This is a genomic window from Leucothrix arctica (assembly GCF_003172895.1).
Taxonomy (GTDB): domain Bacteria; phylum Pseudomonadota; class Gammaproteobacteria; order Thiotrichales; family Thiotrichaceae; genus Leucothrix; species Leucothrix arctica.
In genome coordinates, this window is sequence record NZ_QGKL01000035.1 from 1 (window position 1) to 25054 (window position 25054).

The following is a 25054-nucleotide window of genomic DNA, read 5'->3' on the forward strand; positions in this document are numbered from 1 at the left end:
GAAACAGTTTTAGATGGTTTGCACCAGTAACGGTAAATACTTCGGTTGACCGCCAATACTCGACATAAACGGCTGACACTGTGGCTCTCTTGCTGCTGACGGATCAGCGCAAACCTTTGATTGAGTCCTGCATCAAGAGAGCTGAAGCCTTTTTTAGGATGTCGTTATCGCCTTCCAACCGTTTGATTTTACGTTCAAGCTCACGAATTTTAAGTTGATCAGAGGTCAGTGGTGCAGCGCTAGAAAGCTGACCGTTACGCGCTTGTTTAAGCTGTCTTGCCCATTTATCGACCGTCGATTTTCCTAATCCTAAACTCTCTGAGACGTCCTTAACATTGCGCCCTTTATCGACGACCTCTTGAGCAACTTCAAGGCGGAACTCGGGTGAGTAGGTTGGTCTGGTTCGTTTTGTCATATTTACACCTGCTTAGTTAAAGTGAGTTTATCACCTCTAATCAGGTGGCCAAATTTAGTGTGCCACTACACAGAGAGCGACATCGAAAAAGTCGTAGCTATTACAAGGCGTCCTGTCGAATACAAGTCTGACAAAATCGTCAATGAAGTGGTTAACTTTGATGAGCTGGAAAAGCACAGCGACATTTTTAGAGGAGACATCCTTTTTTCATGTCTTGGGACAACGGCTAAGCAAGCGGGGTCTATCGCAAATCAAAGGAAGGTCGATTTTGAATACCAGTATCAAGCAGCAAAAACCGCATCTGAAAACGGGATAGGTCATTACGTTCTGGTTTCATCTAGCGGTGCCGACGCAAGCAGTAGAAGTCCGTATTTAAAAATGAAAGGTGAGTTAGAGGATGAGGTTTCATCGTTAGCTTTCCAGCGGATAAGCATCTTACAACCTTCACTCCTTATCGGAGAGCGTGAGAGCTTTCGCTTAGGAGAAACGCTGGGGAGTTGGATATTGCCATTATTATGTAAACTGCCATTCCTTAAAAAATACCGTCCGATATCTGGCGATGAAGTTGCTAAGAAAATGGTATCGGTAAGCTCATCGGCAGGTAACTCCAATGAAACATATCGTCTCGATGAGCTTTTTCTTAGTTAGTAGAGCGAAATACGACAGGCTATCATCTGTAAAAAGAGCTTATTTGCGACGTTATAAAAACAGTTAGTTAGTACATCATGGCTGAACGATGATCTTGAATCTACCATGTTTGAGTTATGAACGGGATTTAAAACCTATAGCTAATAATTTGTATTATATTACCCCTAATCAAACAGAGAAAATCGTTATGAACATTGACCTTATCCCCTATCTGCCTGAACTAATTTCGGTCAGTATTATTGCTATTTTTATGGCCATTAGTCCGGGGGCTGATTTTGTCATGGTGACAAGAAACAGTGTTTTTTATAGTAGGAAGGCAGGTTTATATTCTGCGCTTGGAGTGAGTTTAGCCATTTGGATACATGTTGCTTATTCTATAGCGGGTTTAGCGATTATTATTTCTAACTCCATCGTTCTGTTTTCTATCATAAAATACTTAGGTGCTGCATATTTGATCTATATCGGATGGAAAACTCTTCAGTCAAAGTCTAATGTAGATATGGAGCGTCAGCTTGACAGTGAAGGGCTATCAAACGTTGCTGCATTTAAAATAGGCTTCATAACAAATGCGCTAAACCCAAAAACGACTATCTTTTTCCTTAGTATCTTTACACAGGTTGTTAACCCTCAAACTCCTGTGTGGTTACAGGTCGTCTATGGCGCCATTATTTCACTATCTCATTTACTATGGTTTTGCTCAGTCTCTATCTTTCTGAGTCAGCCAGTCTTGTTAAAAAAATTCCATACTTATCAAAATGCTATTGAAAAAGTAGTTGGAAGCCTTTTAATAGGTTTTGGGCTTAAAGTAGCTATGACTAGTAATGACTAAAAAGATGGTTAAAAGCCACAGACTAGGTAGGTTGAGCTCCGCTACCTTGGATTAGTAGATAGTTGCTTATAGGCTGAATACAACAAAGAAATAGACTCTGAGACAACTAGTAACGTGAAAAATGGACTGTGTGGGTTAGTGATGCTGCGCAAGAAACGAGATAATGCTCTACCCGCACCGTCAATGGCTCCACGTATGAATATCGAAGAGTAGTACGGGATGTGTTAGATCATTCAGCAGTAATTAACTTAAACAGGAAAATGCAATGAGCGTAAATGTAATATTAGAAGTTCAATCAAAGCCTGAAAGTATTGATGAGTTGAAATCAACCTTTGAAAAAATCCTTCCCGACACTCGTAGCTATGATGGCTGCTTAAGTGTAGAGGTTATGGTCAATCAAAATAACCCTTTAAATATCATGCTTTTTGAGGTTTGGGAATCGCGTGAAAAGCAAGAAAAGTACTTTCAATGGCGAGGTGAAACAGGTGCATTAGACGCTTTAGGTGCCATTTTATCTCAGCCAGCTAGCCTTCAATTTTATGATAATTTAAGTATCTAAAATTTATAGCCTGAGGGTTAAGCAATGCTCTAATCCTAAATCAACGAAGCGCTGTCTGTATTGACGTTGGGCATAAAAAAAGCAGCCACAAAGGCTGCTTTCTCATACCACTAAATCACTCATCAAGACGTGATCTTAAGCACTGGCAGTTTCCACTGTCTCATCAACTGCTTTCACAAGCAGCAAACCAACAGCCATTACAATACCACCACACAGTAGGAAGATCGCGCGTCCCCACAGTGGGTTAGGCAGTAAGAACATCGCCATGATCGCAACACCTGCAATAGCAATCAACGTACCCAACATCTTACGCTGCTTGTTATCAAGCTTCTGCTGCTCAGTACCTTCAGACACTAGCGGTGTCGCAAGGTTATTAAAGAACAGATCAACGTTCTTCTCACGCTCATCTGACAGCTTCTTGTAGAACAGCGTAGAAAGCATGAAGAAACCACCGGTAAACACGATGTGAGACATCAAACCAATCGCAACTTTAATATCAGACCATTCACGCTTAGTGAGCTCTTCAAGACTGAATAGGTTTGAAACCATCTCTGATGTGATTAGGAAACCTACTACATAAGAAACGATACCACCGACTAGCAGCGTACCCCAGCCAGCCCAGTCCGGCGTCTTACGAATGAAGAAGCCTAAGAATGCAGGGATAGTCATTGGGAAGCCGATGAGTGCACCGATATACATCATCGCGTCAAATAAGCTCAGACCCTTGAGAGAGTTAATGAACAGTGCGACTAAAATGATCAGAATACCGAATACAGTAGACGTAACTTTAGAGACAAATACTAGCTCATTTTCTGATGCGGCAGACTTACGAATAATCGGATCGTAGAAGTTCTTAACAAAGATACCTGAGTTACGGTTAAGACCTGAGTCCATTGATGACATCGTTGCAGCAAACATCGCCGCAATCAGTAGACCAACCATACCAAGAGGCATGTACTCTTGTACGAAGTATAGGTATGCAAAGTCAGCAGCCTTACTTCCAGCATCAGGGTATATCGTAGCAAGATCAACACCTTGACCGGCAACAAACCAGCTTGGTGTAAACCAGATCAAAGGACCCATTGTCATAAGAATACACGCAAGTAATGCGGCTTTCTTTGCGTTTTTAGAGTCTTTTGCAGCAAGATAACGATAAGAGTTCAACATGTTATTAGTGATGCTGAACTGCTTGAAGAAGATGAAAATAGCCCAAATACCAAAGATGCTGAAGTAGTTCAGGTTGTTACCTGCTAGGAAGCTACCGCCTTCATCAAGTGGGAAGTTGTTAATGATCTCAGTGATACCGCCACCTTGAACCATCGCAACCACCGCACAGGTAATTGTTACTGCCATGATGATAACCATCTGCATAAAGTCAGATGCGATAACCGCCCAAGAGCCGCCTGTCACAGACATAAGCAATACAACAAGACCCGTCACAACGATGGTCGTCATCATATCCACACCAAAGATGCTTGATGCGATGATCGCGAGCCCGTTAAGCCAAACACCCGCAGAGATCATGCTTGTAGGCATGCTCGACCACGTGAATACTTGCTCATTCGTATTACCAAAGCGCATGCGAATGGCTTCAATGATGGTAACAACACGCAGCTGACGAAACTTCGGTGCAAAGTACACGTAGTTCATCAAGTAACCAAATGCATTGGCAATGAAGATAATCGCGACAGCAAATCCATCGTTGTACGCTTTACCTGCAGCACCTGTGAACGTCCACGCACTAAACTGTGTCATGAATGCAGTTGCACCCACCATCCACCAAAGCATGTTTCCGCCACCACGGAAGTAGTCACTTGTGGTTGTGGTGAACTTTCTGAACATCCACCCGATAGCTATCAAAAATAGGAAGTACATTCCTACTATGATCGTATTTAAATCCATTATCTATTCCTTGTTAGGGTCGTAAGTTTTGGAGGGGATTAAAGCAGAGCAAATGCTCCTGACCATGTGTACGCCTTTCCACCAAACTCGACGCTGTGTGTGGCTAGCTGCGCGTCTCCTTCTTGGTTAGAAATACCGTACTCATAGGTGTTGTCTGTTGTGGTCTTTATGCTAACAACGGTGGCTATATCGTTGTCGCCCACAACCTTGACTGACTCAACTAAACCACGAGCATCAGTTGATGCTTCGAAGCTTTCGTTGCGATAGCCGTGTGTCTCAAGTACCGATGCAAAGACATGATCTTTACCTGATTGGCGTAAGATAAATGCAGGCTCAGTGCGTAGGTTGAAGTCAGGATCATTTGCGCCCAATCGTGCAAAAATCACTTCACTACCAGCGACTGCGCTGCTGATTAAAGAGTAATAGCTGTTGCCGTGTAACCAGCTCACTAGCGAGCCATTATCTGTTTTTCCAGAGCCAACATTGAACAGGTGCTGATAACCATTATCTTCACCCAGTGGCTTCCAGATAGTCTCAGCATCGTACTCAAAATCAGTACGCATGATCTGACCAGAGTGGTGTACGGGTAAGTCGTACTGGTGCTCAACGTCAGACTTAATGCGGTATATGTCGATAACTAACGGCTTCTCGAACTCTTCGATATCCGCCATGATCACGCTACGCTGCATATCAATGCCATCGTAGTAGTCTGAAATAGAGCCGCTCATGCCTTGCAGTTTTTGATCATCTGCAACGAAGAAGTGCTTCTTTCCAAACTTAGTTTCAGCAAGTGCTGTGTTGAAATGGTTCTGTGTTTTCTGGTCAACGACAACCGTATTGTGTGCAACGGTTTGCTTGCAGTAAGACTTATTTTCTGGAATGTAACGACCACCAAACTTAGGCTCAATATTTACCCAGCGACCATAACCATAGTCGTGTAGTACTTCTTGGCCACGGTTAAATACGCTCAGGTGTAGTCCGTCATAATGACCGTGGTCTAGTGCTGAGTGATACTGGTGATCACTACCGTGCTGACCAAACCAGATCAGTGCCATGGTGTCGTCATCTTTTTTGTCACGGTGACGTAGAATGCTTACGCCGCCTTTTTCACCTTTTGGCCCATCCGTTAGGAATATGCTACCCCAGTTAAACGGCTTAATGTCTGTTGCACTTTCAACTGCATCAGACAGCGTTTTTCCAGCGGCATGTACCCAGACATTTTGCTGGTGGTTTGCCATGCTAAGAAGCGTGTCGTTTTTCTCATAGCGGTGGTAGCAAACGCTAGTCGCCATAATCACGCCTTCATCATCAATACTGATCGACTTAGAAGAATCATTTAGCGCAGGTAATGTACCGTCAGGGAATGCCGTTGCGAACACTGCATAAGAAGTTGTCTTGATCACAGAGTCGTTAAACTTATAGATCTCTAACTCAGGCTGGCGACGCTCGATTGACTCTGCAAACAAGTAAATAGGTCGCAGTGAGAAACGGTGGTAGTACGGGCCTTCCATGTAATAGCCGTCTGGTGAAAATAGCTGGTCTAGTTGCGCCAAGAAGCCACCGCTGACCTTGTCTAGTTTCAAGCCGTACAGTGCTTTATCAACGGACGCTTGGTCGTTGATTGCATAGCCACAAATACCAACGGCTGCAACCGCCCAAAGACCGTGGTTATGTACGATGTCGAAGTCATGTGCATAAGTCACTACGAACATTTCGATCATGTGCTTAAACAAGTCGTCTTCAATATGACGCTTTTGTTCTTCTGATAGCGTGTGGTAAATGCAGCTGTAGGCGCATGATGAGTACAGCATCCACATGTTTTCATTCAATGTTTGGTGGAACAACTTACCCGGAGGGTTAGTGTCACGACTAACATTACTTTCAAGAGTAGGGTAGACCGTTGCATAGGCCGTTAACATATCAACGATATAATCACGGTACTTTGTCTCTTCCGTGATTAGAAATAAACGACCTGCAGTATCGATTTGCATGTAGTTTTCTTTATGACGGTTATGCTCATAACCACCACCTTCACCATGGCCAGGTACTTCGATTCCCACTTCTGCCATGTATGTGTCGACTTTCTTAATGTCACGGCTCAGTGCTTCGCCTAGTAAGCTTGTTTTGCCAAGCTCTTTGCGCAACTCAGCTGCCTCTTCAAAGTTCATTAATAGAGGTTGATAACTCATGCTAATTCTCCTATTGGGCGATGCTGAGTTGTTAAGAACAACGGCCTGCCAAGTAATGTGTGACGATTATTAAAGACAAATAGCTCAGGTAAACGATTGATTAGAAGCGCTTAAATAGCTTTTTCTGACTTTTGGGGTATGTTTATACTGCTTTTCTGTAGCGACAATGTTGTAAACATTTGTAATGTAACTTTCTACAGAGAGCATAATTCTGATGGGGATAATACTAGGAAAATCTAACCGAGCGTTAATATTTTATAAACTAATATATTAGTTTTTTAGATCCGAACTAGGCTTGGAGTGTTTCTTGGTGTTTTTGTTTTTACCGACTTATGTGTTCAATTGTTGTTATTTTTGCAGTTAGTTGGTTTTAAATGGCTATAAGTTTATTTATTTTTAGTTGGTAAGTAGTCAATTTATTTTTCGGCGGAAGGTATGGGAATGGTGTTCGATGGTTTATCTGGGAGCTAGTATCTTAGATTTATAGGGCCTGATGGCCTCTAAATGTACCTAAAATATTGTAAATAATTGTTCTTGGGCGAGCTAGAGTAAACCTATTGTGGTAATCGCAAAGTAACCAGATCAGTTCCTACGACGATGTTGCCGCTGAAACCACGTTTTCGTTTTTAGGGAATTAATACGAGTTTCTATTAAATAAGACACCCGTTAAATGATAGTCATAACACTAAAAGACACCCATAAAAAACATAATAAGTGCTATATTTACTGAGTTAGAGACTATTTAGGTTTGGTATATGTACCGTCATCAACTCCAACTTCTTGAGAACTGGTTACAGAAAAAAAACAGAAAGCCACTGATTATCAGAGGAGCGCGTCAAGTGGGTAAATCGACGCTAGTTGAGTTGTTTGCTCAGAGAAGTGAGATGGTTTTGCAGAACGTCAACTTGGAGCGTTTTCCAGAGCTAAATGACGTTTTTGCGACTAAAGACCCAGACAAAATTATGGCTCAGATTGAGTTTTTGCCGGGTATGCCAGAGACCAATGATGACCTTTTGTTATTTTTAGATGAGATTCAATCTGTACCAGAAGCAATTCCAGCTTTGCGTTATTTTTATGAAGATAAGCCCAAGCTACCCGTCGTTAGCGCAGGATCGTTGCTGGAGTTTGCTCTGAGTGAACATCAGTTTTCCATGCCTGTTGGACGTGTCCAGTACTTACATATGGGGCCAATGACGTTCAGTGAGTTTCTCTTGGCAGTTGGGGAAGACAGATTAGCCAAGTTGATTATGACTTACCAGTATGGCGATAGCATTCCTGACATTGCAAACAAGCGCCTGTTGGAATTACTTCGCAGTTACTATTTTGTGGGAGGCATGCCAGAAGCTGTTCAAGTCTTTGCTGAAACGAAAAGCTACCGTGAAGTCAGTGATGTGCATAATTCGATTATCGACACCTATCGAGATGACTTCCCCAAATATGGGGGATCTCGCAATCTTAATCGGATGCTAAATGTATTTAACTTTGCGGCCAGAAATGTGGGCGCAAAAGTAAAGTACTCCAATATTTCAGCACAGGACCAGAGCGCAACGCTAAAGAAAGACTTAGAGCTGCTAATGATGGCGAGAGTGATTAGTAAAGTGGTTCACAGTCATTGCTCTGGCTTACCATTACAAGCAGATATGGAAGAAAAGGTCTTCAAATTACTGTTTTTGGATGTTGGACTAATGAATGCCATAAGCGGCTTGAACTGGCGTGTGATTTCTCAGTTAGATGAAATGAAGCTAATCAACGAAGGTACGATGGCTGAGCAGTTTATTGGACAGCACCTGCAAGGGATTTTGTCTGATACACCGAATCGGGAGCTCACTTACTGGCTTAGAGAAGGCCGTGCGTTGAATGCCGAAGTGGATTTTGTGATTGGTTTACAAGGTCAAATTTTGCCTATTGAAGTTAAGGCAGGTGCTACTGGCAGCATGAAATCGCTGCATCAATTTATGGGTGAAAAAGGGGGCGATCTAGCGATTCGTTTTGATGCTAGTTTACCGGGGGAGTTTGAGGTGAATACGACTATTCGCAGAGGTAATGAGTCGAAGCCAGTGAAATACCGACTTTTGTCATTACCTATTTATTTGGTGGAGCGGTTGGATGAGGTTATTTCGTCTCAAGCTTGAAATTAAAACCTCACAGTTCTTTAGGGGAGTGATTTAGATGAGGTAGTTTACTATCTGGCTTATACTGGCTTAAAAGTCATCTAGAATAACCATATGTAAAAACTTCTGGCCATGAGGCACTGTCTATACAAGTATTCTCAGATTTTTTATATCTACTATGCTTCTGAAATCTGTGACTTGTGTCTCACGAAGGTCCAGTGTTGTAAGGTTGGGTAGGTTTGCAATGCTTCTGATATCAATAACTTTAGTGCCACTAAGGTTTAATGATGTCAATTTGGTTAGAGTCTCAAGGCTACTGATATTACTTACTGGGGTATTACTAAGGTTCAATGATATTAGGTTTGTTAGAGTTGAAAGTGGGGTGATATCTCTAATTTTAAAACCAGAAATATCTAATGACGTCAGTTTCGTGAGGTGACCAAACACATTCGTCATGTAGCCAGTAGGGTTTCGAGCAAACTTTATGGATTGTACAATGCTTTGTCGAACACCGTGTCTAGAGTCTACAGCATAAGCTTTTAATGTGTTATGTGCAGATTCAGAGCCGATCAGTGCAAGTGTTCTTATTGATGCAGCAGCTTCCTTCACCATCATTTTTCGATATTCTAAGTGTGGAACTACAAGATCACCAGCGATGGCTAATTGGGTAGCAGCAGCAATATTTTTTGGTGGAACAATTCTGCTTAGTCGCTCTGCTACTTTGACTTCTATTTCAGAGTTCTCTTCACCCGCGACGAGTAAGTCCAGAGCAGCAACGGAAACTAGATAAAGGGAGTGGTACTCTTCTGCGCTATCACCTCTAGCCAAAAGTTCCAAAATTAGAGCTGATGCTCGTTTCGGCGACAGGAGACCAGCTGCTAATATTACAACTTCACGCCACTGATCATTGTGGGCATTCTTCACAAGAGTTCCTAGATCATCTTCTTCTATCGCAGCTTTAGCAGCGAGATACTCCTGAAATGTTCGATGTGGGAAATCAATTTTTTGATGCGCTAATTGTCGGATGATACCAATGCGCTGCATAAAGAGTTTAGTGACCGCTTTTCCGTCGCAATCTTCCGGAGCGCGATTAAGTCGCTTTGAGTGACGTTGAAAACAATTTATTGTTTCTGTGGGTGTAGCTGTGGTTTTTTCATTACGAATCATCCACCATGCAAAATTTTGTAACAGACTTTCTTTCTGGCGTGTCCCCAATTTAACATAGTCTGTGGCATCAATACTTCGCTCTTCGTCTCTCCGCATGAACATTTCGATGCACAGATCATATAATTCAATTCTATCTGAAGGTAAGTTTTGAATTCTTTGTCGGTGTAACGCACATAACAAAGCACACAATAATGGACTTGTGGCTAGGCGACAAATTGCTGCGTTCTTGAGTAGCTTCGATTTCAGTGAGTCTGAGAGTTTTTGGAGTGCTAATTTTTCGTTGTCATTATTGGTTGTTTCTGCAACGGCAGCATGCCAGTGTTCGATGAATTCGTGAGTATCATCTAGACCCATGTCTTGCAACTCAGCATCAATAAACTTATCTGTATTTAGCCATCCTTCTTCAGCAGCATGAGGACGAGACGTAATCAGAAATCGCGACTTAGGGAATGATTCTGTCAAATCATTAAGCCATCGACGGACGTCGCCACGACGAACTTCAGCTACTTCGTCAAGACCATCTACTAAGATTAGAGCATTTCCCGACTGCAGTTTTTCATGAACCCAACGATCAGGCATGTTGCCAGCAATAGCTGTTGATGCCTCTTTTGGGAAATCTTCTGGAGCGGGTAGTTCACTATCGGAGAAGTTTCGCAATTTAATCAGAAAGGGTACGCAACCATTTAATTCAGCAAGATTTCCTTCCAATCTGCGAGCAGCTGCGAAAACGGCAAACCATTGTAATAGTGTAGTTTTACCTGACCCCGCTGGACCTCTAACAAAGAGACGCTCGAACTGAGACAAAGCCTCGTCTGCTTGCATTGAGTCACGAATGTCAACTTGGTTTTCTTCTACCTCAGAATCCACGCTGAGGCGTTCAATCATCAGCGTCACGTAGGCAACACTAAGGTTGTATCGTCTGTTGGTTTCGTTTAGATCGACACCGAATAGCTCTAAATGGTCCCATCTACGGACGCAGGCACTGCGATAATCCGCTTCGAAGGCATCGCTCTGATCATTGACTATGCGATTCATACCTTCGATGACTTGTTCGGCCATTGACTCGGTACGTTTTAATAGTTCACTGCTGACTGCAGCGTCAAATTTCGGAAACGAACTACTCATATCCACAATGAGTTGTGAGGCGTGAGAAAGTACGCGGCGATAAATTACCTGTTCTGCTTCTGGAAAGATCTTGTTATCTGTATCTTTACCCGCTAAAGCAGGGTTACCACCTTGTGCACCAGTGCGTTCTAACAAGTAATTAACTAACCGATCCTTATCGAGATTTCGACCGACCAGAAGTTCGATATCGATAGGTGTATTGCTTAGTGTTTCTGCTGCAGCATTGGAGATGATTCTGAGGCGGCTTTCATCTACACCTTCAGTCTCCTTATGCAGCATTTTTTCGATACTATCGGCAGATAAGTCACGTATTTCATCAAATGTACGTTCCGTTTTTCGTCGACTGAGAACGTCGGGGACCTTTTTACTCAACAGGTCAGCTATGGTATTGCCCGCTGCATCTACAATTGCTGAGTCGTCTTCCAGCCAAAGTTTGAGAGTCGATTTGGCTACAGTTGCGCCAATGCCTGCAATAAGTGCTTCAATAAGTATCATAGTTCAATCGTACACAGAGAGGGACAGTAGTACAACGAATAAGCATGAAACTAAAGTTGCTTATAGATCATCCACAATAACAAGATGCAAAAACTCCGGTCCATGCGCGCCTTGTACCAAAACCCCTTCAATATCCGTCGTACCACTAGCCCCAGAAATAATACAGATATTACGAGGCGTCGTACCTTGCTTAGCAATGTCATTTGCAATCAGCGCGTAGTCATCCATAAACGCCAACACCTTCGACTTAGGCGCAGCCACCACCAAATACAGCGGTAGGAAGTTTAATAAAATCGGCATGTCCTTGCTTGAGCTAACAACAAACGACCCTGTCTCAGCGATACCGTATTCCGCTAAACAAACGCCCACCGTGTCATCTTCTATAATGTCAGCATTAATCCCAATACCGTTCCAATCCAGTGACTGCAACTGCTCAGTTTCTTGCACCTTAGCTACTTTTGGCAGCTTGTGCTTTGCGAAAAACGTTTTCACAGCATTTGGCAAGTCAGCTAAGGTCGCGATTCGCTCGCAACTAGTGCCTATGACCAGACCTTTTTCTACTCGCATTTCCAGCGCAATACTCGGGTCATCATGCAGTGCGGCAGGGCGTGCGTCTTCATTCAACGATAGCAACTCAAGTGCTTCTTTTTGAATAGCATCAATATTCGCAGGTGCAGTGGGTGAAGCTTGCTTTATCGCATCAAAAATCTTCTGCCTACTGATAGCTTCTTGTTGCTTATTCATTGCTGTTTCTCCGCCGTATTGCTCGATTTTCTCTGTTTTTTATACTGCTGCATGAAGGTTTTTGACTCTGGCGCAATCAAGTCACGGTTGCTCGTCCAACCACTGGTAAATGGCATAGATTGTATCCAGCCTTTGCGACTAAACAGTTTCATCATCACAACGCCCATCGAAGACGACAGCTGGAATAACTTAGGTCGACTCGCTAGCATCGCGTAAGCAGACACCACAAAACGGTTAGTTATTGGCTCGTACTTTTTTGACCAAGACTTTGCGCGAAGTGCGCGTAGCAACTTAGGCAGTGGGATATTGACAGGGCAGACTTCTTCACAGCGTCCATTAAGCGTGCAGGCGTGTGTTTGTTTATTAGCGACCTCTAAGCCTTCGATGTGAGGCGTCAGTACTGAACCCATCGGGCCAGGATAAACTGAGCCATACGCATGACCACCGATATGTTTGTAAACCACACAATGATTCATGCAAGCACCGCAACGGATGCAGCGCAGCATTTCTTCCATACCGTCAGCCAGCATTTTTGTGCGTCCATTATCGACGAGTACGATGTGTGACACTTCTGGACCATCTGCATCGCCTTCTCGTTTAGCCCCGTTGTGAAAGGTGATGTACTGGGTGATTTCAGCACCAGTTGCCGAGCGTGTTAGCAGACGAAGTAGGGGAACAGCATGCGCCATCGATGGAACGAGCTTCTCAATCCCCGCGGTTACTATATGTACTTTAGGCGGTGTGATGGTCAGCTCAGCGTTACCTTCGTTGGTGACCGTGCAAGACGAACCACTGTCTGCGAGTAGAAAGTTAGAGCCACTGATGCCAATATCAGACGTTAAAAATTTAGTACGTAAGTCACGACGTGCACTACGAACGAGGTCGATAATTTCTTCAGATTGAGTCGGTGATTTATGGTTGCTGCGGAACAACTTCACCACGTCTTCACGACTACGGTGCATGGCTGGCCACACGATGTGTGATGGTGGGTCGCCTGCAAGCTGGATAATATGCTCAGCTAAATCAGTCTCAATTCGCTCCATATCCGAATGATCAAGCGCATGAGATAAGCCGATTTCTTCGCCTAACATCGACTTACTGCGTGTGATTTTCTTTGCTTCATGCTGCTTGCAAATATCCATCACAATTTTGGTCGCTTCCTCACCAGTACTTGCCCAGTGAACAATCGCGCCCTGTGCTTTGGCGTTTTTTTCAAACTCCGCTAGGTAATGATCCATGTGTTTAATGACATGGTCTTTTATTTTCTGACCTTGCGTACGGGCATTTTCAAAACCGGGGAAGTTACTGACCGCTTCCGCACGTTTCGCATCCGCCTTGTCTGTGGTTCTACGAATGATGGCTTTTAAGTTTGGCTGGGCCAGCGCTTCGCTCACATTTTTGTAGAAGTTCTGAGGCTTATTTGCTTGCATCATTGCCTCCTGAGTTTTCCATTGCTTTATTTTGCATGGCTTCAGGACGTTGACCAGTGAGTAATTCAGCAGTGTGCAGAGTTTTAATTTCGGTATGACCTTCGCGGTTTAACTTACCCGCCATATTCATCAGGCAACCCATGTCGCCACCGAGTAAATAGTCTGCTTTTGTCGCGACGATATTTTCAGTTTTTTCACCAACAATGGCGTTAGATATGTCGGTGTATTTCACGCAAAATGTACCACCAAAACCGCAGCACTCGGTACTGGCAGTTAGCTGTTTATGCTCCAAACCTTCGACAGAGGACAGTAACTTTCGTGGTTGCTCATAAACACCCAATGAGCGTAAACCAGAGCAACTATCGTGGTAGGTATAAGACCCGTCGAGCGACACATTTTTTGGTTCGAAATCACATATATCAACCAGAAAAGACAGCAGTTCATGAGTGATGCTGGCAAGGTGTTCCGCTCTTGTTAACCATTCTGGTTGATCTTGAAAGACTTCCACAAAGTGCTTCTTAATCATTGATGCACAAGACCCCGACGGCACAACGAGGTAGTCGAAATGCTCAAAGTGCTGAATGACTTGTTTGGCAACTTGCCGCGTGCCTTCATCGTCACCTGAGTTAAACGACGGTTGGCCACAGCATGACTGTAGCTCGGGTACTTCAACGGAGCAGCCAGCTTCTTCGAGCAGTTGCACAGAGGCAAAACCAACGGAAGGGCGCATGGTGTTCACTAGGCAGGTAACAAACAGTCCAACTTTCTTGTCAGATATTTGTGAGTCTTTCGTATTCATCATGATTGGTCTCCAAGAACTTGAGTGTATTGAAGCGAGCGTATTTTCCGCGCCTCATCAGCATCTATTTCTTTGATCTTATCTTCAACAAATGCGAGGTGATTTTGTGCAGCACAACGCGCATCTTCAGGTCGGCCTTCCACCACTGCTTCCATCAATGCTTTGTGCTGCGCGCTAAGTGGGGCAAAGGTGCGAGGTAAGGTGTAAAGCTTGTCGAGGTTATGGGAAATGCTGTTTTGCAATAGTTCAAACAAACCACGCATAACGTGCAACAACACAAGGTTATGCGACGCTTCTACGATGGATAAGTGAAAGGCCGAGTCAGCACGCGCTTCATCCATAGGATCTTCACTGCCATGAACGGCAATCATTTTGTCGTAGTTACTGCGGATTTTTTCTTTGTCTTCGTCGGTCGCTCGCAGCGCTGCATAGTAAGCCGCGTTACCTTCTAAGGCATGACGAATCTCTAGCACGTCAAACCGGTACTCTGGGTTTTCACGAAACATTGCCAGCATTGGGTCATTGAAGTTCGTCGCGATGGTAGTCTTCACAAAGGTGCCACCACCTGGGCGAGTAAACAGCAAACCCTTACTAATGAGCTTTTGTATTGCCTCACGTAACGAGGGGCGCGACACGCCAAATTCTTCAGAAAGTGCACGCTCGGCAGGCAGTCGATCACCTGGGGTTAAACTGCCATCGGCAATCATACGCTCAAGTTTTTCGGCTATTTTTTCTGAAAGGCGTTGTTTCTTCATAAATCCTCAATGTTGCTATTTGGTCTTACCAATTAGTCAAATAAGTGTAAGCATAGTCAAATGGGATTGCAAGTTAACTCGTTAGATAAGTTTCCCATTGAACCGTCTAAAAACGGTTTTTATGAGATTTTCACAAGTACTTTCAATAGGTTTGGACGGTAATTTATATTGACAAAATAGGGTGTTTCAGTCGATTATTGGAAGATAGTCTTACTTACCAATTTGGTGTATTGGTAATATTTTAAAGTTTTTTAATCAAGTTTATACGACAGTAGAGCTTGATGAAGTGATGTGGAGTGTGATCAATGACCGCTGTAAATTATGATGGCTTTTGCCAGTCTCTGACGAAGTTCGTGCCTGAAAGTCGTCAGTTTCGTGATGACCTACATCGCTTAACCTATGGTACCGACGCGAGTTTTTATCGCTTAATACCTGAAGTGGTTGTAAAGGTAATCAACGAAGCAGAAGTGATCGAGGTTTTACGCTTAGCGCATCAATTCAATATATCAGTTACCTTCCGTGCAGCTGGCACAAGTTTGTCAGGGCAAGCCGTGACAGATGCGGTGCTGGTGGTGCTTGAAGGGAATAGCTGGAGAGACTTTGAGATACTAGACGGTGGTAATCAAATTGCGCTACAGCCTGGTATTATTGGTGCACAGGTTAATAAATACCTAGCGCCACATGGTCGAAAAATAGGCCCAGACCCCGCATCGATTGGAACCGCAAAGATTGGTGGCATCGCTGCGAATAACGCTAGCGGTATGTGCTGCGGTACTGCGCAAAACAGTTATCGTACGGTAGAAGGCATGCGCATGGTCATGGCGGATGGGACGGTGCTTGATACGCGAGATGAAGCCAGTCGTGTCGCTTTTGCTAAGTCACATACTTCGTTATTGCAGGGCTTGTCTGACTTATCGCATCAAGTGAAGTCTAACCTTGTGCTATTGGAAAAAATTACCCACAAATTTCGCCTCAAAAACACCACGGGCTATAGCTTGAATGCGCTGGTTGATTTTGATGAGCCTATCGAAATACTTGAACATCTCATGATTGGTTCGGAAGGTACGCTCGGTTTCATCTCAGAAATTACTTACAACACCGTACCTGACTACGCGAACAAAGCGACTGCATTGGTATTATTTCCAGATGTAGAAGCTGCATGTAATGCCGTTATCGCGTTAAAGAAACAGCCAGTTGATGCCGTCGAATTGATGGATCGTGCGGGGTTACGCTCTGTTGAAGACAAGCCCGGCATGCCTGAACACTTAAAAACATTGGGCAATGATGTTGCAGCCTTATTGGTTGATGTACGTGGTGAAACGGCAGACTCACTGGCTGACCGAATTGCTCAAGTTCAACAATGCTTAGGTTCACAAACCTTGTTAATGCCTGCACAGTTCAGCACAGACCCTGATGAATACGCACGCTTGTGGGGTATCCGAAAAGGGCTATTTCCAGCGGTTGGTGCGGTTCGAGAAAAGGGCACGACCGTTATTATTGAAGACGTGGCATTCCCTATTGAGTCGTTGGCGAAGGGTACGCGCGAGCTACAAACATTATTTAGTAAGTATAACTATGACGAAGCGATTATCTTTGGTCATGCCTTAGAAGGTAATCTGCATTTTGTGTTTACCCAAGACTTTAGCACTCAAGCTGAAGTCGACCGTTACTCCGGTTTTATGCACGATGTGGCTGAGTTGGTCGCGGTTAAATATGGCGGCTCACTAAAAGCAGAGCATGGTACTGGCCGTAACATGGCGCCTTTTGTAGAGTTGGAATGGGGTAAAGATGCGTACCTTCTAATGTGGGCGTTGAAGAAATTATGCGACCCACACAACATACTTAACCCAGGTGTGGTGTTAAACGAAGACCCAGAAGTTCACTTGAAAAATCTCAAGCCAATGCCTGCGGCCAATGAGCTGGTTGATAGCTGTATTGAGTGTGGTTTCTGCGAGCCGATTTGTCCGTCACGACATTTAACACTGACGCCTCGCCAACGGATTGTTGCCGTGCGTGAGCAAGCACGTTTAGAAGCAGATGGTCAGGATGAGGCTGCAACTGCATGGGCTAAGTCGATTGATTATGATGCGATTGATACCTGTGCAGTGGATGGTTTATGTGCGACGCGTTGTCCTGTTGGGATAAATACAGGTGAGTTGATGCGTGAGTTACGCACTGACCGACGTGGCGATAGGTCCAAGTCAGTGGCCGCTAAAGCGCAACAACATATGGCAGGCATGACGAGTGCGACGCGTGTGGGACTAAAGTCTGCCGACCTTGCTTATAAAGTGATGGGTGAAAAAGCACTGGGCGCGGTCAGTCGCGGTATGACAAAAGTCACTGGTGGTATTGTCCCTACTTGGCATCCATATCTACCTCGTAGTGTGAAAAGTGTAGAGCCACGCATCACTGAAGACGATGCAGTGAACGGTAAGGTGGTTTATTTTCCTTCCTGTGTGACTCGCAGTATGGGGACGGCTGAAAATGATGACACAGAAACGCGTGATATAAGATCGGTGATTGATTCACTGCTGTTTAAAGCAGGTTTTGGAGCGATTACACCGCCGTCAATTGACAAGCTTTGCTGTGGTTTGCCTTTCGCAAGTATGGGCTTTCCAGATAGTGCAGGTTCTTCTATCAAACAACTTGAAGCGGTGCTTTGGGAAGCCAGTGAGCAGGGCAAATACCCTGTGCTGTGCGACACGAGTCCTTGTACTTTAAGAATGATTGAGCAGTTTGAAAAGCCGATGAAACTTGTCGAAACAGCAGGCTTTATTGAGCAATACTTACTGCCGTTTTTAGAGATTTCACCGAAGTCAGAGCCCATTGCTTTGCACATTACGTGTAGTGCTAGAAAAATGGGTCTAGATGCTACCTTACGTAAGTTAACTAACCTTTGCTCTGGTGCGGTACTTGAGCCAGAAGAAGAGGGCTGTTGTGGTTTTGGTGGGGATAAAGGCTTTACCGTGCCAGAGTTAAATGCCGCGTCATTGGCGCGTTTGAAAGAGCAGCTACCAGAAAATTGTACGCAAGGTGTGAGTAATAGCCGAACGTGTGAGATTGGTTTATCGCTACATTCTGGCAGACAGTATCGCTCAATTGCGTACTTGGTGGATGAGTGTGCGAGTAATGAATTTACGAAGACTGATGAGCAAGTTAAAGAGTTGATTGCTGAAGCTTAAGTTTATACGAGTGGGCTGGTGTTAGATCAGCCCACTTGCTTTACAGTTTTAACGCCAACCTGCCTGATCCATCACCTTAATCGCATGAGTATTAAATCGGCCTAACTCCGACAAGTTTAATGAGTCACTTTTAAACGCGCCCCAAGCCTGAATCCTTGGGTCAGCCGGTATGCTTTTTTTCACCGGATACTCGCCATTAACCGTGGCATACCAACGCTGTGCATCATCATTTAACAAGTAATTTAACAGTCGAATAGCATTCGCTTTATTCTTTGACGACGCAGTAACACCTGCACCACTGATATTAATGTGTGTGCCTCTGTCATTTTGGTTAGGCCAAAAAATCCCAACCTTACTCGCAGCCACTCGCAATGTCCGATCACCACCAAATGCCATTTGCGCATAGTAATAGCTATTAGCGATAGCCACATCACAACGCCCAGAAGCAACTGCTGTTATCTGGTCTTTATCGCCGCCCACAGGTCTTCTGGCAAAGTTACGCACTAAGCCATTTGCCCATTGCTGTGTTTTTGGTAAACCCACACTAGAGATCATAGAGGCGATAAGTGATTGGTTATAAATGCTGTTAGATGAGCGCACGCAAACACGGTTTCTCCACTGCGGATCAGTCAGTGATTCATAGGTTGATAACTGCTGAGGACTCACGCGGTTCTTAGCATAAAAGATCGCACGCGCACGATACGTCAGCCCAAACCATGTATTGCCAGGATCACGTAAGTGGGCAGGAATTACTTTAAACAAAGACGGCGAGTTAATCGCTTGTAACAAGCCCATTGTTTTAGCTTTAGACAAACGCCCAGCATCGGCTGTGAGTAGGATGTCAGCGGGACTATTTAGACCTTCGCTTTTAAGTCGTTTAATTAATTGGTCATCTGAGCCAGTAATCAAGTTGACCTGTATGCCCGTGTCAGCTTGAAATGCGTCGAGTAGTGGTTTGATCAGTTGAGACTGTCGTGCCGAGTAAACATTGACGCTGTCAGCCAGTGCAGAGCCAGTGAAGAAAAGCAGTGTTACAACGAGTAATTTATACATATTAGAAAGCCTTTTGAGTGCGACTAGGTGTCTGCCCAGCGGCGAATTAGGTTGTGGTACACGCCCGTTAAACGAATGACGTCGTCATCTTTCATGCCTTTTTCGGCAGCGATGGATTGGATGCTTTGGTCCATTTGGTACAGCAAGTCACGTTGTGCATCGTCACGTACCATGCTTTGCATCCAGAAGAATGAGCAGAGGCGTTTGCCGCGAGTGACGGGGTTAACGTGGTGGTAGCTAGTCGACGGGTAGAGCACCATGTCGCCCGCTGCGAACTTGATTGATTGCTTGCCGTAGACATCATCAATCTCTAATTCTCCGCCGTCATACTCGTCAGGCTCGCTAAAAAATAGCGTGGCAGATAGATCAGTTCTCACGCGAACAACACTGTTTGGAACAATGCGAATGGCGTTGTCGATGTGCTTGCCAAAGTGACCGCCATTTTCATAACAGTTAAACAGTGGCGGGAAGATTTTTCCAGGCAGTGCTGAAGAGATGAACGAGTTGTTATTGGCTAACGCACCTAAAATCATGTCGCCTAATTGCTGCGAAGTGACTGACGACTCGGGTAGTTGGGTGTTGTTTTTTACTGTGGCTGACTGCTCGCCAGCGGTAACTTTGCCATCGGTCCAGTCTGCGGCATCGAGTAGCTGTCGTGCGACTTGCACCTGTTCTGCGCTGAGTACTTTGGGTAAGTGAATGAGCATTGGGTTTGGCCTTATGCTTTAAGTAGAAAAGCCCTGCAATGTTGAGCGGTAAGGGAATACGGCAACAACATTACAGGGCACAAAGGAACTAACTTAGAACGAGTAGTTCATTGTTAGGCTTGCAGAGCGACCTTCTCCAACGTAAACAAACGGGCTACCACTACGATAAAGTGCATCGTAAGCTGGCTCGTCTGTTGCATTAATGACGTTCGCTTGGAAGCTAAGTGAGTTATTCACTTTTAGCTCCGCCATAAGGTCTAAACGGTTGCTTGCTTCTAGGGAGTTACCTGTCGTTGCAGCAAATGTTCCACCTAGAATTTCACCTGTGTGTGTCAGAGAGGCACCGACAGCAAAGCGTGGCGTAACATCGTATTTGGCTTGAACGAAAGCACTTTTACTTGCAACGTTAGCTAGCTTCAGGCCTACATTTTCTGCTGTAGAAGACTCCGTTACTTTTGTGTCTAAGTAGCTAGCACCGGCTGTTAAGGTCAATCTAGGTGTTGCTTTACCTGATATGCTAATTTCAGCACCTTGAACTTTAGCAGCACCCGTTTGTGATACGACAGCAGAGTCACCTCGTCCACTTGACTCTAGTTGGTTGCTTTTCTCTGTTTGGAAAATAGCAGCGACTAGAGCTAAGTTATCATTTGCAATATTCCACTTCGTACCCAGCTCAATAGTCACGTTACGCTCAGGCTTTGTGTAGTCAGCAGACAGTTCAGTTAGTCCACCATAAGCAACTGCACCCGCATCTAATAGTTCGCCAGGTACATTTGATGATGAGCTTGCTGATGCGTAAATGCTGCCATTAGGGCGTGGTTTGTAAGTGAAGCCTACGTGACCATTTAAGAAGTCAGTGTCTAGCTTTGCTACAGTTGCATCATCGTATTCGTTGATGTCGCTATCTCGTGTGATGTCATAGTAGTCATAACGCAATCCACCCGATACTTGGAACTTCTCGGTAAACTTTGCTGTATCCATGATGTAGAGAGCAAGCGTTGACACTTCTGCCAGACTACCATCACTATTTTTAACAGCGGTACCACATCCTGTTTGGAAGTTATTTGGGTTATAAACGTCCTGACCAGTACACTCGTCAGTTATGCCGACAATGTCATAACCTAGTTTTTCTACTTCTTCCTTACTTGCTTCGAAACCGACAGCAAAGGTGTGCTCTACAGTACCAATATGACGCTCATGTGTTAGTTGCGTGTTAAGACCAACAAATTTATTGGTATAAGCAGCAGTCTTTGGGTTAGTTACAGAGATAACACCATCACGTGCCTGCGGTGCAACTGCAACATAGTCGTTTGTTGTTTCACCTGTACGTACTTTAGTCGTTAGGCGAGTATTATCGGTGAAGTCAGTGCTCAAGGTCGCAGTGAAAATATCAGCGCCTGTATCCTGAAAATCACGTCCTGCAATACCGTACCAGCTAGAACCAACGTCAGCGGGAGCACCTGCCTCAGAGTCCCAAGGAATACCGTAGTCAGAAGTGCCTTCAGTTCTTAGGTGATAAAAGTCGACTAATAACTCAGTACGCTCCGTTGCTTTGTAACCGACGGCAAATGCAAAACCTTGGCGTTTGTCTTCACTTTCGTCACGGCCTGCGACCTTCGAGTCTTGAACCAATACATTTGCACGGACTGTTAGCTTGTCATTGATGACTTTATTGCCGTCAAATGTCAGACGCTTATCGTATTCACCGCCTGTTACAGACACTTTTCCGAAGTTATCTTCTTGAGGTTTTTTACTCACGCTGTTGACCGCCCCACCACTTGTACCGCGGCCTGCAAATGTCGAGCTAGCGCCTTTAGCGATCTCAACTTGCTCTGTGTTAAATACTTCACGATTACTAGAACCCGGATCACGCATGCCATCCATAAAGACATCACCACGTGCTTCAAAACCACGAATAATGAAACGGTCACCGTAAGCATTACCACCTTCACCAGTACCCAGTGTAATACCGGGTTGTGTACGCATAAGTTCCTTTAGAGCAGTGACGTTGCCGTCAGCCATTTCTTCTTTACCGATTACTTTGATCGTTTTAGACACGTCTAAAAGTGGCTGTGTAAATTTCTCATTGCCAGATTGGTCTATTTTATAAGGTGCGTCAGGGTCAGCGTTTGGGTTAACGCCAGCGACTTGCTTAGTGTCTGAAACAGTGACGGTATCTAGTGTAACGACTTCATCAGCAGCATTGGCTATTGAAGTGAATGACGCGACTGCGACGAGAGCGGCAGATGTTAGTTGTAGCGTATTGTTGCTCACAGACGTGAACTCCTTAAGTAATAAAAGAGGGACATCTGTGGCTGTGGGGAGGGGGCTATATGATGTAGGGAATAATTTCAATGAATGATAATTATTCCCATTCGCACTTGCAAGCTTTAAAGTTAATTTTTTGCAATGTACTCGATGTTAGCGCGCAGCCTGCATAATAATCTGCTCAATACTCATCTTCTGATGCTGGTAAGCGTGCTTCATGAGCGACGCTTCACTGTCGTTAGTCTCAAGCTTTTCAAGTAAGCAGTCCAAGTGATGGCGCTCGCTTTCAGGTAGCGCAAGTTGTGCCGCTTGAGTCGCAATTAACGCATGTTCTTTGATAAGTGGGTCACTAAAACCATCAATCGCAGAGCGCTTATGCATTGCTTCATCGGGCGTAGTGGTCGCACCGGTGAGTTGAGTATCTAGCACGATACCTTTTAACAGGTAGAGCAACGATTGGTACAGTGTGAATTCGCCGCAGCTATCAAACGCTTTAAACTCAATACGACCGACTTCTGCGGGTACGCGCGCAATTTGAGTGAGTGAGGGCGTTGACTCAATACTATATGTGTCGTCTTTGAGGAAGGCCATTACCGCTGGACGTGCGCCTGTACGTTGCCATGTACGAGCGGATAAACCCTGCCAAGCAGTCCCTTCATAAAACGGTGAGCTAAAACTAAATGGCACAATAAATGGGCTGTAGTACGTCAGTTTTTTCGCAGCAGTAATGATTTGAGGCTCTGATAAGTCAGCGCATGACAGGCTCAAGTCTGGGCCTTGAGTCAGCATCGGAATGTCTGCCGTGATCATTTCAGGAGAGCTTTGGCGACGCTTTTCTTCAAAGTCACTTAACGGTGGAACAGGGTCAAACTTATTCTTAAACGGGTTAAAACTCACCAGCGCAGGTTTGTAACCAACCTTATCTGCTGCTGTTTTTAGCAGCTCATAACTTTCTTCTAATTCTTGAATCGTGCTCTCCACACTTGAGTGGATGGTGGTGCGTATTTCGATGCCCTTTGGGCTACAAGCAGTGACTTCCTCTTGATCATTAAAGCGCTCATAGCCTTCGATGTACCAACGCTTTAGCTTAATACCAGAGTCGCCGATACGTAGCTGTGGGTAGTCACTTTCATAAAGCGGCAGTGTCTCGATAATGTTTTCAAAGTCTTCAAAGGGTGTGTTGCTGAAGTCAGCAAAGTCGCCATTGGGGTTAATGAAGGCAGTCTCGTGTTCAATACCAAACTGAAATTTCATGCGGTATACCTGATAGGTTTTACGGGGGAAAGTGTGCGCCAAGTGCGCCATTGATCTGGGTCACCACGTTTATCATGCAGTGAGCCGGGTTTAGCTTTTGAGCTGCGAACAGCGGCTTGTGGGAACATAAAAATAGCCCCCAATAGCTTTTCGCGAGGTGCAATGCCGCATAAGTCGTAGCAAGTTTTACCGCCCAGTGCGCCACCAGAAGACCAATAAGTTTGTACGTTGCGTGCAGTTGCCGCGAGTAATAGGTTTTGTATTGCGGCAGATGCAGCGGCAATATGTTCGGTGTTTTTATGCTCAGTGATTATTTCAGGCAGGGTGCTAGGTTCTGGCAACCATGTAGTGAGAACCAAGGTGCCTGCGGCAGACAACATGCGAATAATACCGGCTTGCTCACTGCTCACATCGCCATTTGCGATTAGGTGCTCGGCTAAATTTAAACAGTCGTTTTGTTGTAGCGCGTAAAAACGCCAAGGAACGGGGGAGTCCATCGCCGAGTTTAGGTGAATAGCGTTAGCAGGATAGTGGTAAGGGGCTTCTCCAGCGACTTTCATGGCTTGCTCAATACGTTGCGCAAACCCTTTTGGGATTGGCGTTGGCGCGTTGAAGTCACCCATGACTTTAAATGTACGACGTTTTTTTATAACGGTATCCACTGCGCTAGCTAAGGAATGGGGTTTGTGGAAATTCATGCAGGTCTCCTAGCGGTTAGATTTCTTGGTGTTTATTTATACTAATTTATAGTAAATGATAATTATTAGCATTTGAAGCTTTATCGATATTCGAACTTTTTTTGCCGTTAATTAAATAAACTAATTAGCGGGTTTTTCCTTAATATTTACCAAATTAAGGTGTTTTTAGTGAAGGTTAATACCGCTATTTCGAAGGTCAGACAGGTTGTTTATGGATGACTGAAACTGACTGCGTTTGGTATCGGATATGTCGATTCTGTGTGCGTTGATAAACTCACACCATTCTCTATAGATAAGCGATGCACCTCGAAAAATGGCTGTCTGCTGTTGTATTTTCAAATGAGGTTTTACTTTTTCGCCATGCAAAAAGTTCAGCGCGCTATTGAATAAGTTCTGCGCTTTTGGGTAGTCAGAGAGTGTTTCGCAATTATCAATGGCACTAAAGTAACTCACTAATACGGTCGCGATAGCTTGCTCAGCATTGTTTTCAAAGAGTGCAGGAAAGTTCTTTTTAGAGAGCGCCAATGCTGAGTTATTTAGCTCAAGTGAATACTCAAACTGTGCGTTTGCGTAGGCTGCATGGGCATCATCCATAAGATTTTCCCAAAGTTGTACGAGATTTTTCATAGGCCGTATTCTCAAAGTTATTGATATGACGTTAGTCGAACTGTGAGTCTGGCTATACTTAGCACTAGAGAAATGCTGTGGCTGGACTGTCTGAATA

At 44.5% G+C, this 25054-nt stretch carries 19 protein-coding genes; 5 read left to right on the plus strand and 14 right to left on the minus strand.

What is annotated here, in order from left to right; translation table 11 throughout:
• Positions 1 to 103: 103 nt before the first annotated feature.
• Positions 104 to 415, minus strand: a complete 312-nt coding sequence (locus DKT75_RS12365) for a transposase (RefSeq protein ID WP_109821425.1) — start codon at positions 413 to 415, stop codon at positions 104 to 106.
• Positions 416 to 472: 57 nt separating this feature from the next.
• On the opposite strand from DKT75_RS12365, the gene DKT75_RS12370 reads away from it, so the two are divergent.
• The 3 genes from DKT75_RS12370 to DKT75_RS12380 all read left to right on the plus strand — a co-directional run bounded on the left by DKT75_RS12370 (position 473) and on the right by DKT75_RS12380 (position 2451).
• Positions 473 to 1063: a Rossmann-fold NAD(P)-binding domain-containing protein gene (locus tag DKT75_RS12370; protein WP_211665411.1), complete on the plus strand. Its 591-nt coding sequence runs from the start codon at positions 473 to 475 to the stop codon at positions 1061 to 1063.
• A 187-nt stretch (positions 1064 to 1250) separates the two neighbouring features.
• On the plus strand, positions 1251 to 1892 hold the full coding sequence (locus DKT75_RS12375; RefSeq protein WP_109823976.1) for a LysE family translocator: 642 nt from the start codon (positions 1251 to 1253) through the stop codon (positions 1890 to 1892).
• Positions 1893 to 2157: 265 nt separating this feature from the next.
• A complete protein-coding gene (locus DKT75_RS12380) occupies positions 2158 to 2451 on the plus strand; it encodes a putative quinol monooxygenase (protein ID WP_109823753.1) in 294 nt (97 codons plus the stop codon).
• Between the two features lie 135 nt (positions 2452 to 2586).
• On the opposite strand, the gene DKT75_RS12385 is transcribed toward DKT75_RS12380, so the two are convergent.
• Together DKT75_RS12385 and DKT75_RS12390 are read right to left on the minus strand one after the other, a co-directional pair.
• Positions 2587 to 4353 (minus strand): sodium:solute symporter family transporter, encoded by a 1767-nt coding sequence (locus DKT75_RS12385; protein WP_109823754.1) that lies wholly within the window; start codon positions 4351 to 4353, stop codon positions 2587 to 2589.
• Positions 4354 to 4391: 38 nt separating this feature from the next.
• Entirely contained in the window at positions 4392 to 6542 is a 2151-nt protein-coding gene (locus tag DKT75_RS12390) for a heparinase II/III domain-containing protein (RefSeq protein WP_109823755.1), read from the minus strand.
• Between the two features lie 755 nt (positions 6543 to 7297).
• Here DKT75_RS12390 and DKT75_RS12395 point away from each other — a divergent pair.
• Positions 7298 to 8674, plus strand: coding sequence for an ATP-binding protein (locus DKT75_RS12395; protein WP_109823756.1), 1377 nt, complete (start codon positions 7298 to 7300; stop codon positions 8672 to 8674).
• Between the two features lie 123 nt (positions 8675 to 8797).
• Here DKT75_RS12395 and DKT75_RS12400 read toward each other — a convergent pair whose 3' ends face one another.
• The 5 genes from DKT75_RS12400 to DKT75_RS12420 are packed head-to-tail and all read right to left on the minus strand — an operon-like array spanning position 8798 to position 15168.
• The gene (locus DKT75_RS12400) at positions 8798 to 11440 is read right to left on the minus strand and encodes an NACHT N-terminal Helical domain 1-containing protein (RefSeq protein WP_109823757.1); all 2643 of its coding nucleotides are present in this window, start codon (positions 11438 to 11440) and stop codon (positions 8798 to 8800) included.
• Between the two features lie 60 nt (positions 11441 to 11500).
• On the minus strand, positions 11501 to 12184 hold the full coding sequence (locus DKT75_RS12405; protein WP_109823758.1) for a LutC/YkgG family protein: 684 nt from the start codon (positions 12182 to 12184) through the stop codon (positions 11501 to 11503).
• Positions 12181 to 13614 (minus strand): lactate utilization protein B, encoded by a 1434-nt coding sequence (locus DKT75_RS12410; RefSeq protein ID WP_109823759.1) that lies wholly within the window; start codon positions 13612 to 13614, stop codon positions 12181 to 12183. Before DKT75_RS12410 ends, DKT75_RS12405 begins: the two co-directional genes overlap by 4 nt.
• A complete protein-coding gene (locus tag DKT75_RS12415; protein ID WP_109823760.1) occupies positions 13601 to 14416 on the minus strand; it encodes a (Fe-S)-binding protein in 816 nt (271 codons plus the stop codon). Before DKT75_RS12415 ends, DKT75_RS12410 begins: the two co-directional genes overlap by 14 nt.
• A complete protein-coding gene (locus DKT75_RS12420) occupies positions 14413 to 15168 on the minus strand; it encodes an FCD domain-containing protein (RefSeq protein WP_109823761.1) in 756 nt (251 codons plus the stop codon). Before DKT75_RS12420 ends, DKT75_RS12415 begins: the two co-directional genes overlap by 4 nt.
• Positions 15169 to 15473: 305 nt before the next feature.
• Here DKT75_RS12420 and DKT75_RS12425 point away from each other — a divergent pair, with 305 nt between their 5' ends.
• Positions 15474 to 18350: an FAD-binding and (Fe-S)-binding domain-containing protein gene (locus DKT75_RS12425; protein WP_109823762.1), complete on the plus strand. Its 2877-nt coding sequence runs from the start codon at positions 15474 to 15476 to the stop codon at positions 18348 to 18350.
• Between the two features lie 48 nt (positions 18351 to 18398).
• Here the strand turns inward: DKT75_RS12425 and DKT75_RS12430 are convergent, their stop codons facing one another.
• From DKT75_RS12430 to DKT75_RS12455, 6 genes are all read right to left on the minus strand, one after another.
• A complete protein-coding gene (locus tag DKT75_RS12430; RefSeq protein ID WP_109823763.1) occupies positions 18399 to 19403 on the minus strand; it encodes a Fe(3+) ABC transporter substrate-binding protein in 1005 nt (334 codons plus the stop codon).
• 23 nt (positions 19404 to 19426) lie between these two features.
• On the minus strand, positions 19427 to 20110 hold the full coding sequence (locus DKT75_RS12435; protein WP_109823764.1) for a Fe2+-dependent dioxygenase: 684 nt from the start codon (positions 20108 to 20110) through the stop codon (positions 19427 to 19429).
• A 93-nt stretch (positions 20111 to 20203) separates the two neighbouring features.
• Positions 20204 to 22384 carry a TonB-dependent receptor gene (locus DKT75_RS12440; RefSeq protein WP_109823765.1) on the minus strand — a complete coding sequence of 727 codons (2181 nt, stop codon included), beginning with the start codon at positions 22382 to 22384 and terminating at the stop codon, positions 20204 to 20206.
• Between the two features lie 147 nt (positions 22385 to 22531).
• The gene (locus DKT75_RS12445; RefSeq protein WP_109823766.1) at positions 22532 to 23632 is read right to left on the minus strand and encodes a glutamate-cysteine ligase family protein; all 1101 of its coding nucleotides are present in this window, start codon (positions 23630 to 23632) and stop codon (positions 22532 to 22534) included.
• On the minus strand, positions 23629 to 24330 hold the full coding sequence (locus DKT75_RS12450; protein WP_109823767.1) for a nitroreductase family protein: 702 nt from the start codon (positions 24328 to 24330) through the stop codon (positions 23629 to 23631). Before DKT75_RS12450 ends, DKT75_RS12445 begins: the two co-directional genes overlap by 4 nt.
• 165 nt (positions 24331 to 24495) lie before the next feature.
• On the minus strand, positions 24496 to 24957 hold the full coding sequence (locus DKT75_RS12455; protein ID WP_146201370.1) for a hypothetical protein: 462 nt from the start codon (positions 24955 to 24957) through the stop codon (positions 24496 to 24498).
• Positions 24958 to 25054 lie beyond the last annotated feature (97 nt).

What these genes read in the sequence shown, in the direction of transcription:
- DKT75_RS12365 (WP_109821425.1), bottom strand. Translation starts at nt 415, where the DNA reads ATGACAAAACGAACCAGACCAACCTACTCACCCGAGTTCCGCCTTGAA.
- DKT75_RS12375 (WP_109823976.1), top strand. Translation starts at nt 1,251, where the DNA reads ATGAACATTGACCTTATCCCCTATCTGCCTGAACTAATTTCGGTCAGT.
- DKT75_RS12380 (WP_109823753.1), top strand. Translation starts at nt 2,158, where the DNA reads ATGAGCGTAAATGTAATATTAGAAGTTCAATCAAAGCCTGAAAGTATT.
- DKT75_RS12385 (WP_109823754.1), bottom strand. Translation starts at nt 4,353, where the DNA reads ATGGATTTAAATACGATCATAGTAGGAATGTACTTCCTATTTTTGATA.
- DKT75_RS12390 (WP_109823755.1), bottom strand. Translation starts at nt 6,542, where the DNA reads ATGAGTTATCAACCTCTATTAATGAACTTTGAAGAGGCAGCTGAGTTG.
- DKT75_RS12395 (WP_109823756.1), top strand. Translation starts at nt 7,298, where the DNA reads ATGTACCGTCATCAACTCCAACTTCTTGAGAACTGGTTACAGAAAAAA.
- DKT75_RS12400 (WP_109823757.1), bottom strand. Translation starts at nt 11,440, where the DNA reads ATGATACTTATTGAAGCACTTATTGCAGGCATTGGCGCAACTGTAGCC.
- DKT75_RS12405 (WP_109823758.1), bottom strand. Translation starts at nt 12,184, where the DNA reads ATGAATAAGCAACAAGAAGCTATCAGTAGGCAGAAGATTTTTGATGCG.
- DKT75_RS12410 (WP_109823759.1), bottom strand. Translation starts at nt 13,614, where the DNA reads ATGCAAGCAAATAAGCCTCAGAACTTCTACAAAAATGTGAGCGAAGCG.
- DKT75_RS12415 (WP_109823760.1), bottom strand. Translation starts at nt 14,416, where the DNA reads ATGATGAATACGAAAGACTCACAAATATCTGACAAGAAAGTTGGACTG.
- DKT75_RS12420 (WP_109823761.1), bottom strand. Translation starts at nt 15,168, where the DNA reads ATGAAGAAACAACGCCTTTCAGAAAAAATAGCCGAAAAACTTGAGCGT.
- DKT75_RS12425 (WP_109823762.1), top strand. Translation starts at nt 15,474, where the DNA reads ATGACCGCTGTAAATTATGATGGCTTTTGCCAGTCTCTGACGAAGTTC.
- DKT75_RS12430 (WP_109823763.1), bottom strand. Translation starts at nt 19,403, where the DNA reads ATGTATAAATTACTCGTTGTAACACTGCTTTTCTTCACTGGCTCTGCA.
- DKT75_RS12435 (WP_109823764.1), bottom strand. Translation starts at nt 20,110, where the DNA reads ATGCTCATTCACTTACCCAAAGTACTCAGCGCAGAACAGGTGCAAGTC.
- DKT75_RS12445 (WP_109823766.1), bottom strand. Translation starts at nt 23,632, where the DNA reads ATGAAATTTCAGTTTGGTATTGAACACGAGACTGCCTTCATTAACCCC.
- DKT75_RS12450 (WP_109823767.1), bottom strand. Translation starts at nt 24,330, where the DNA reads ATGAATTTCCACAAACCCCATTCCTTAGCTAGCGCAGTGGATACCGTT.
- DKT75_RS12455 (WP_146201370.1), bottom strand. Translation starts at nt 24,957, where the DNA reads ATGAAAAATCTCGTACAACTTTGGGAAAATCTTATGGATGATGCCCAT.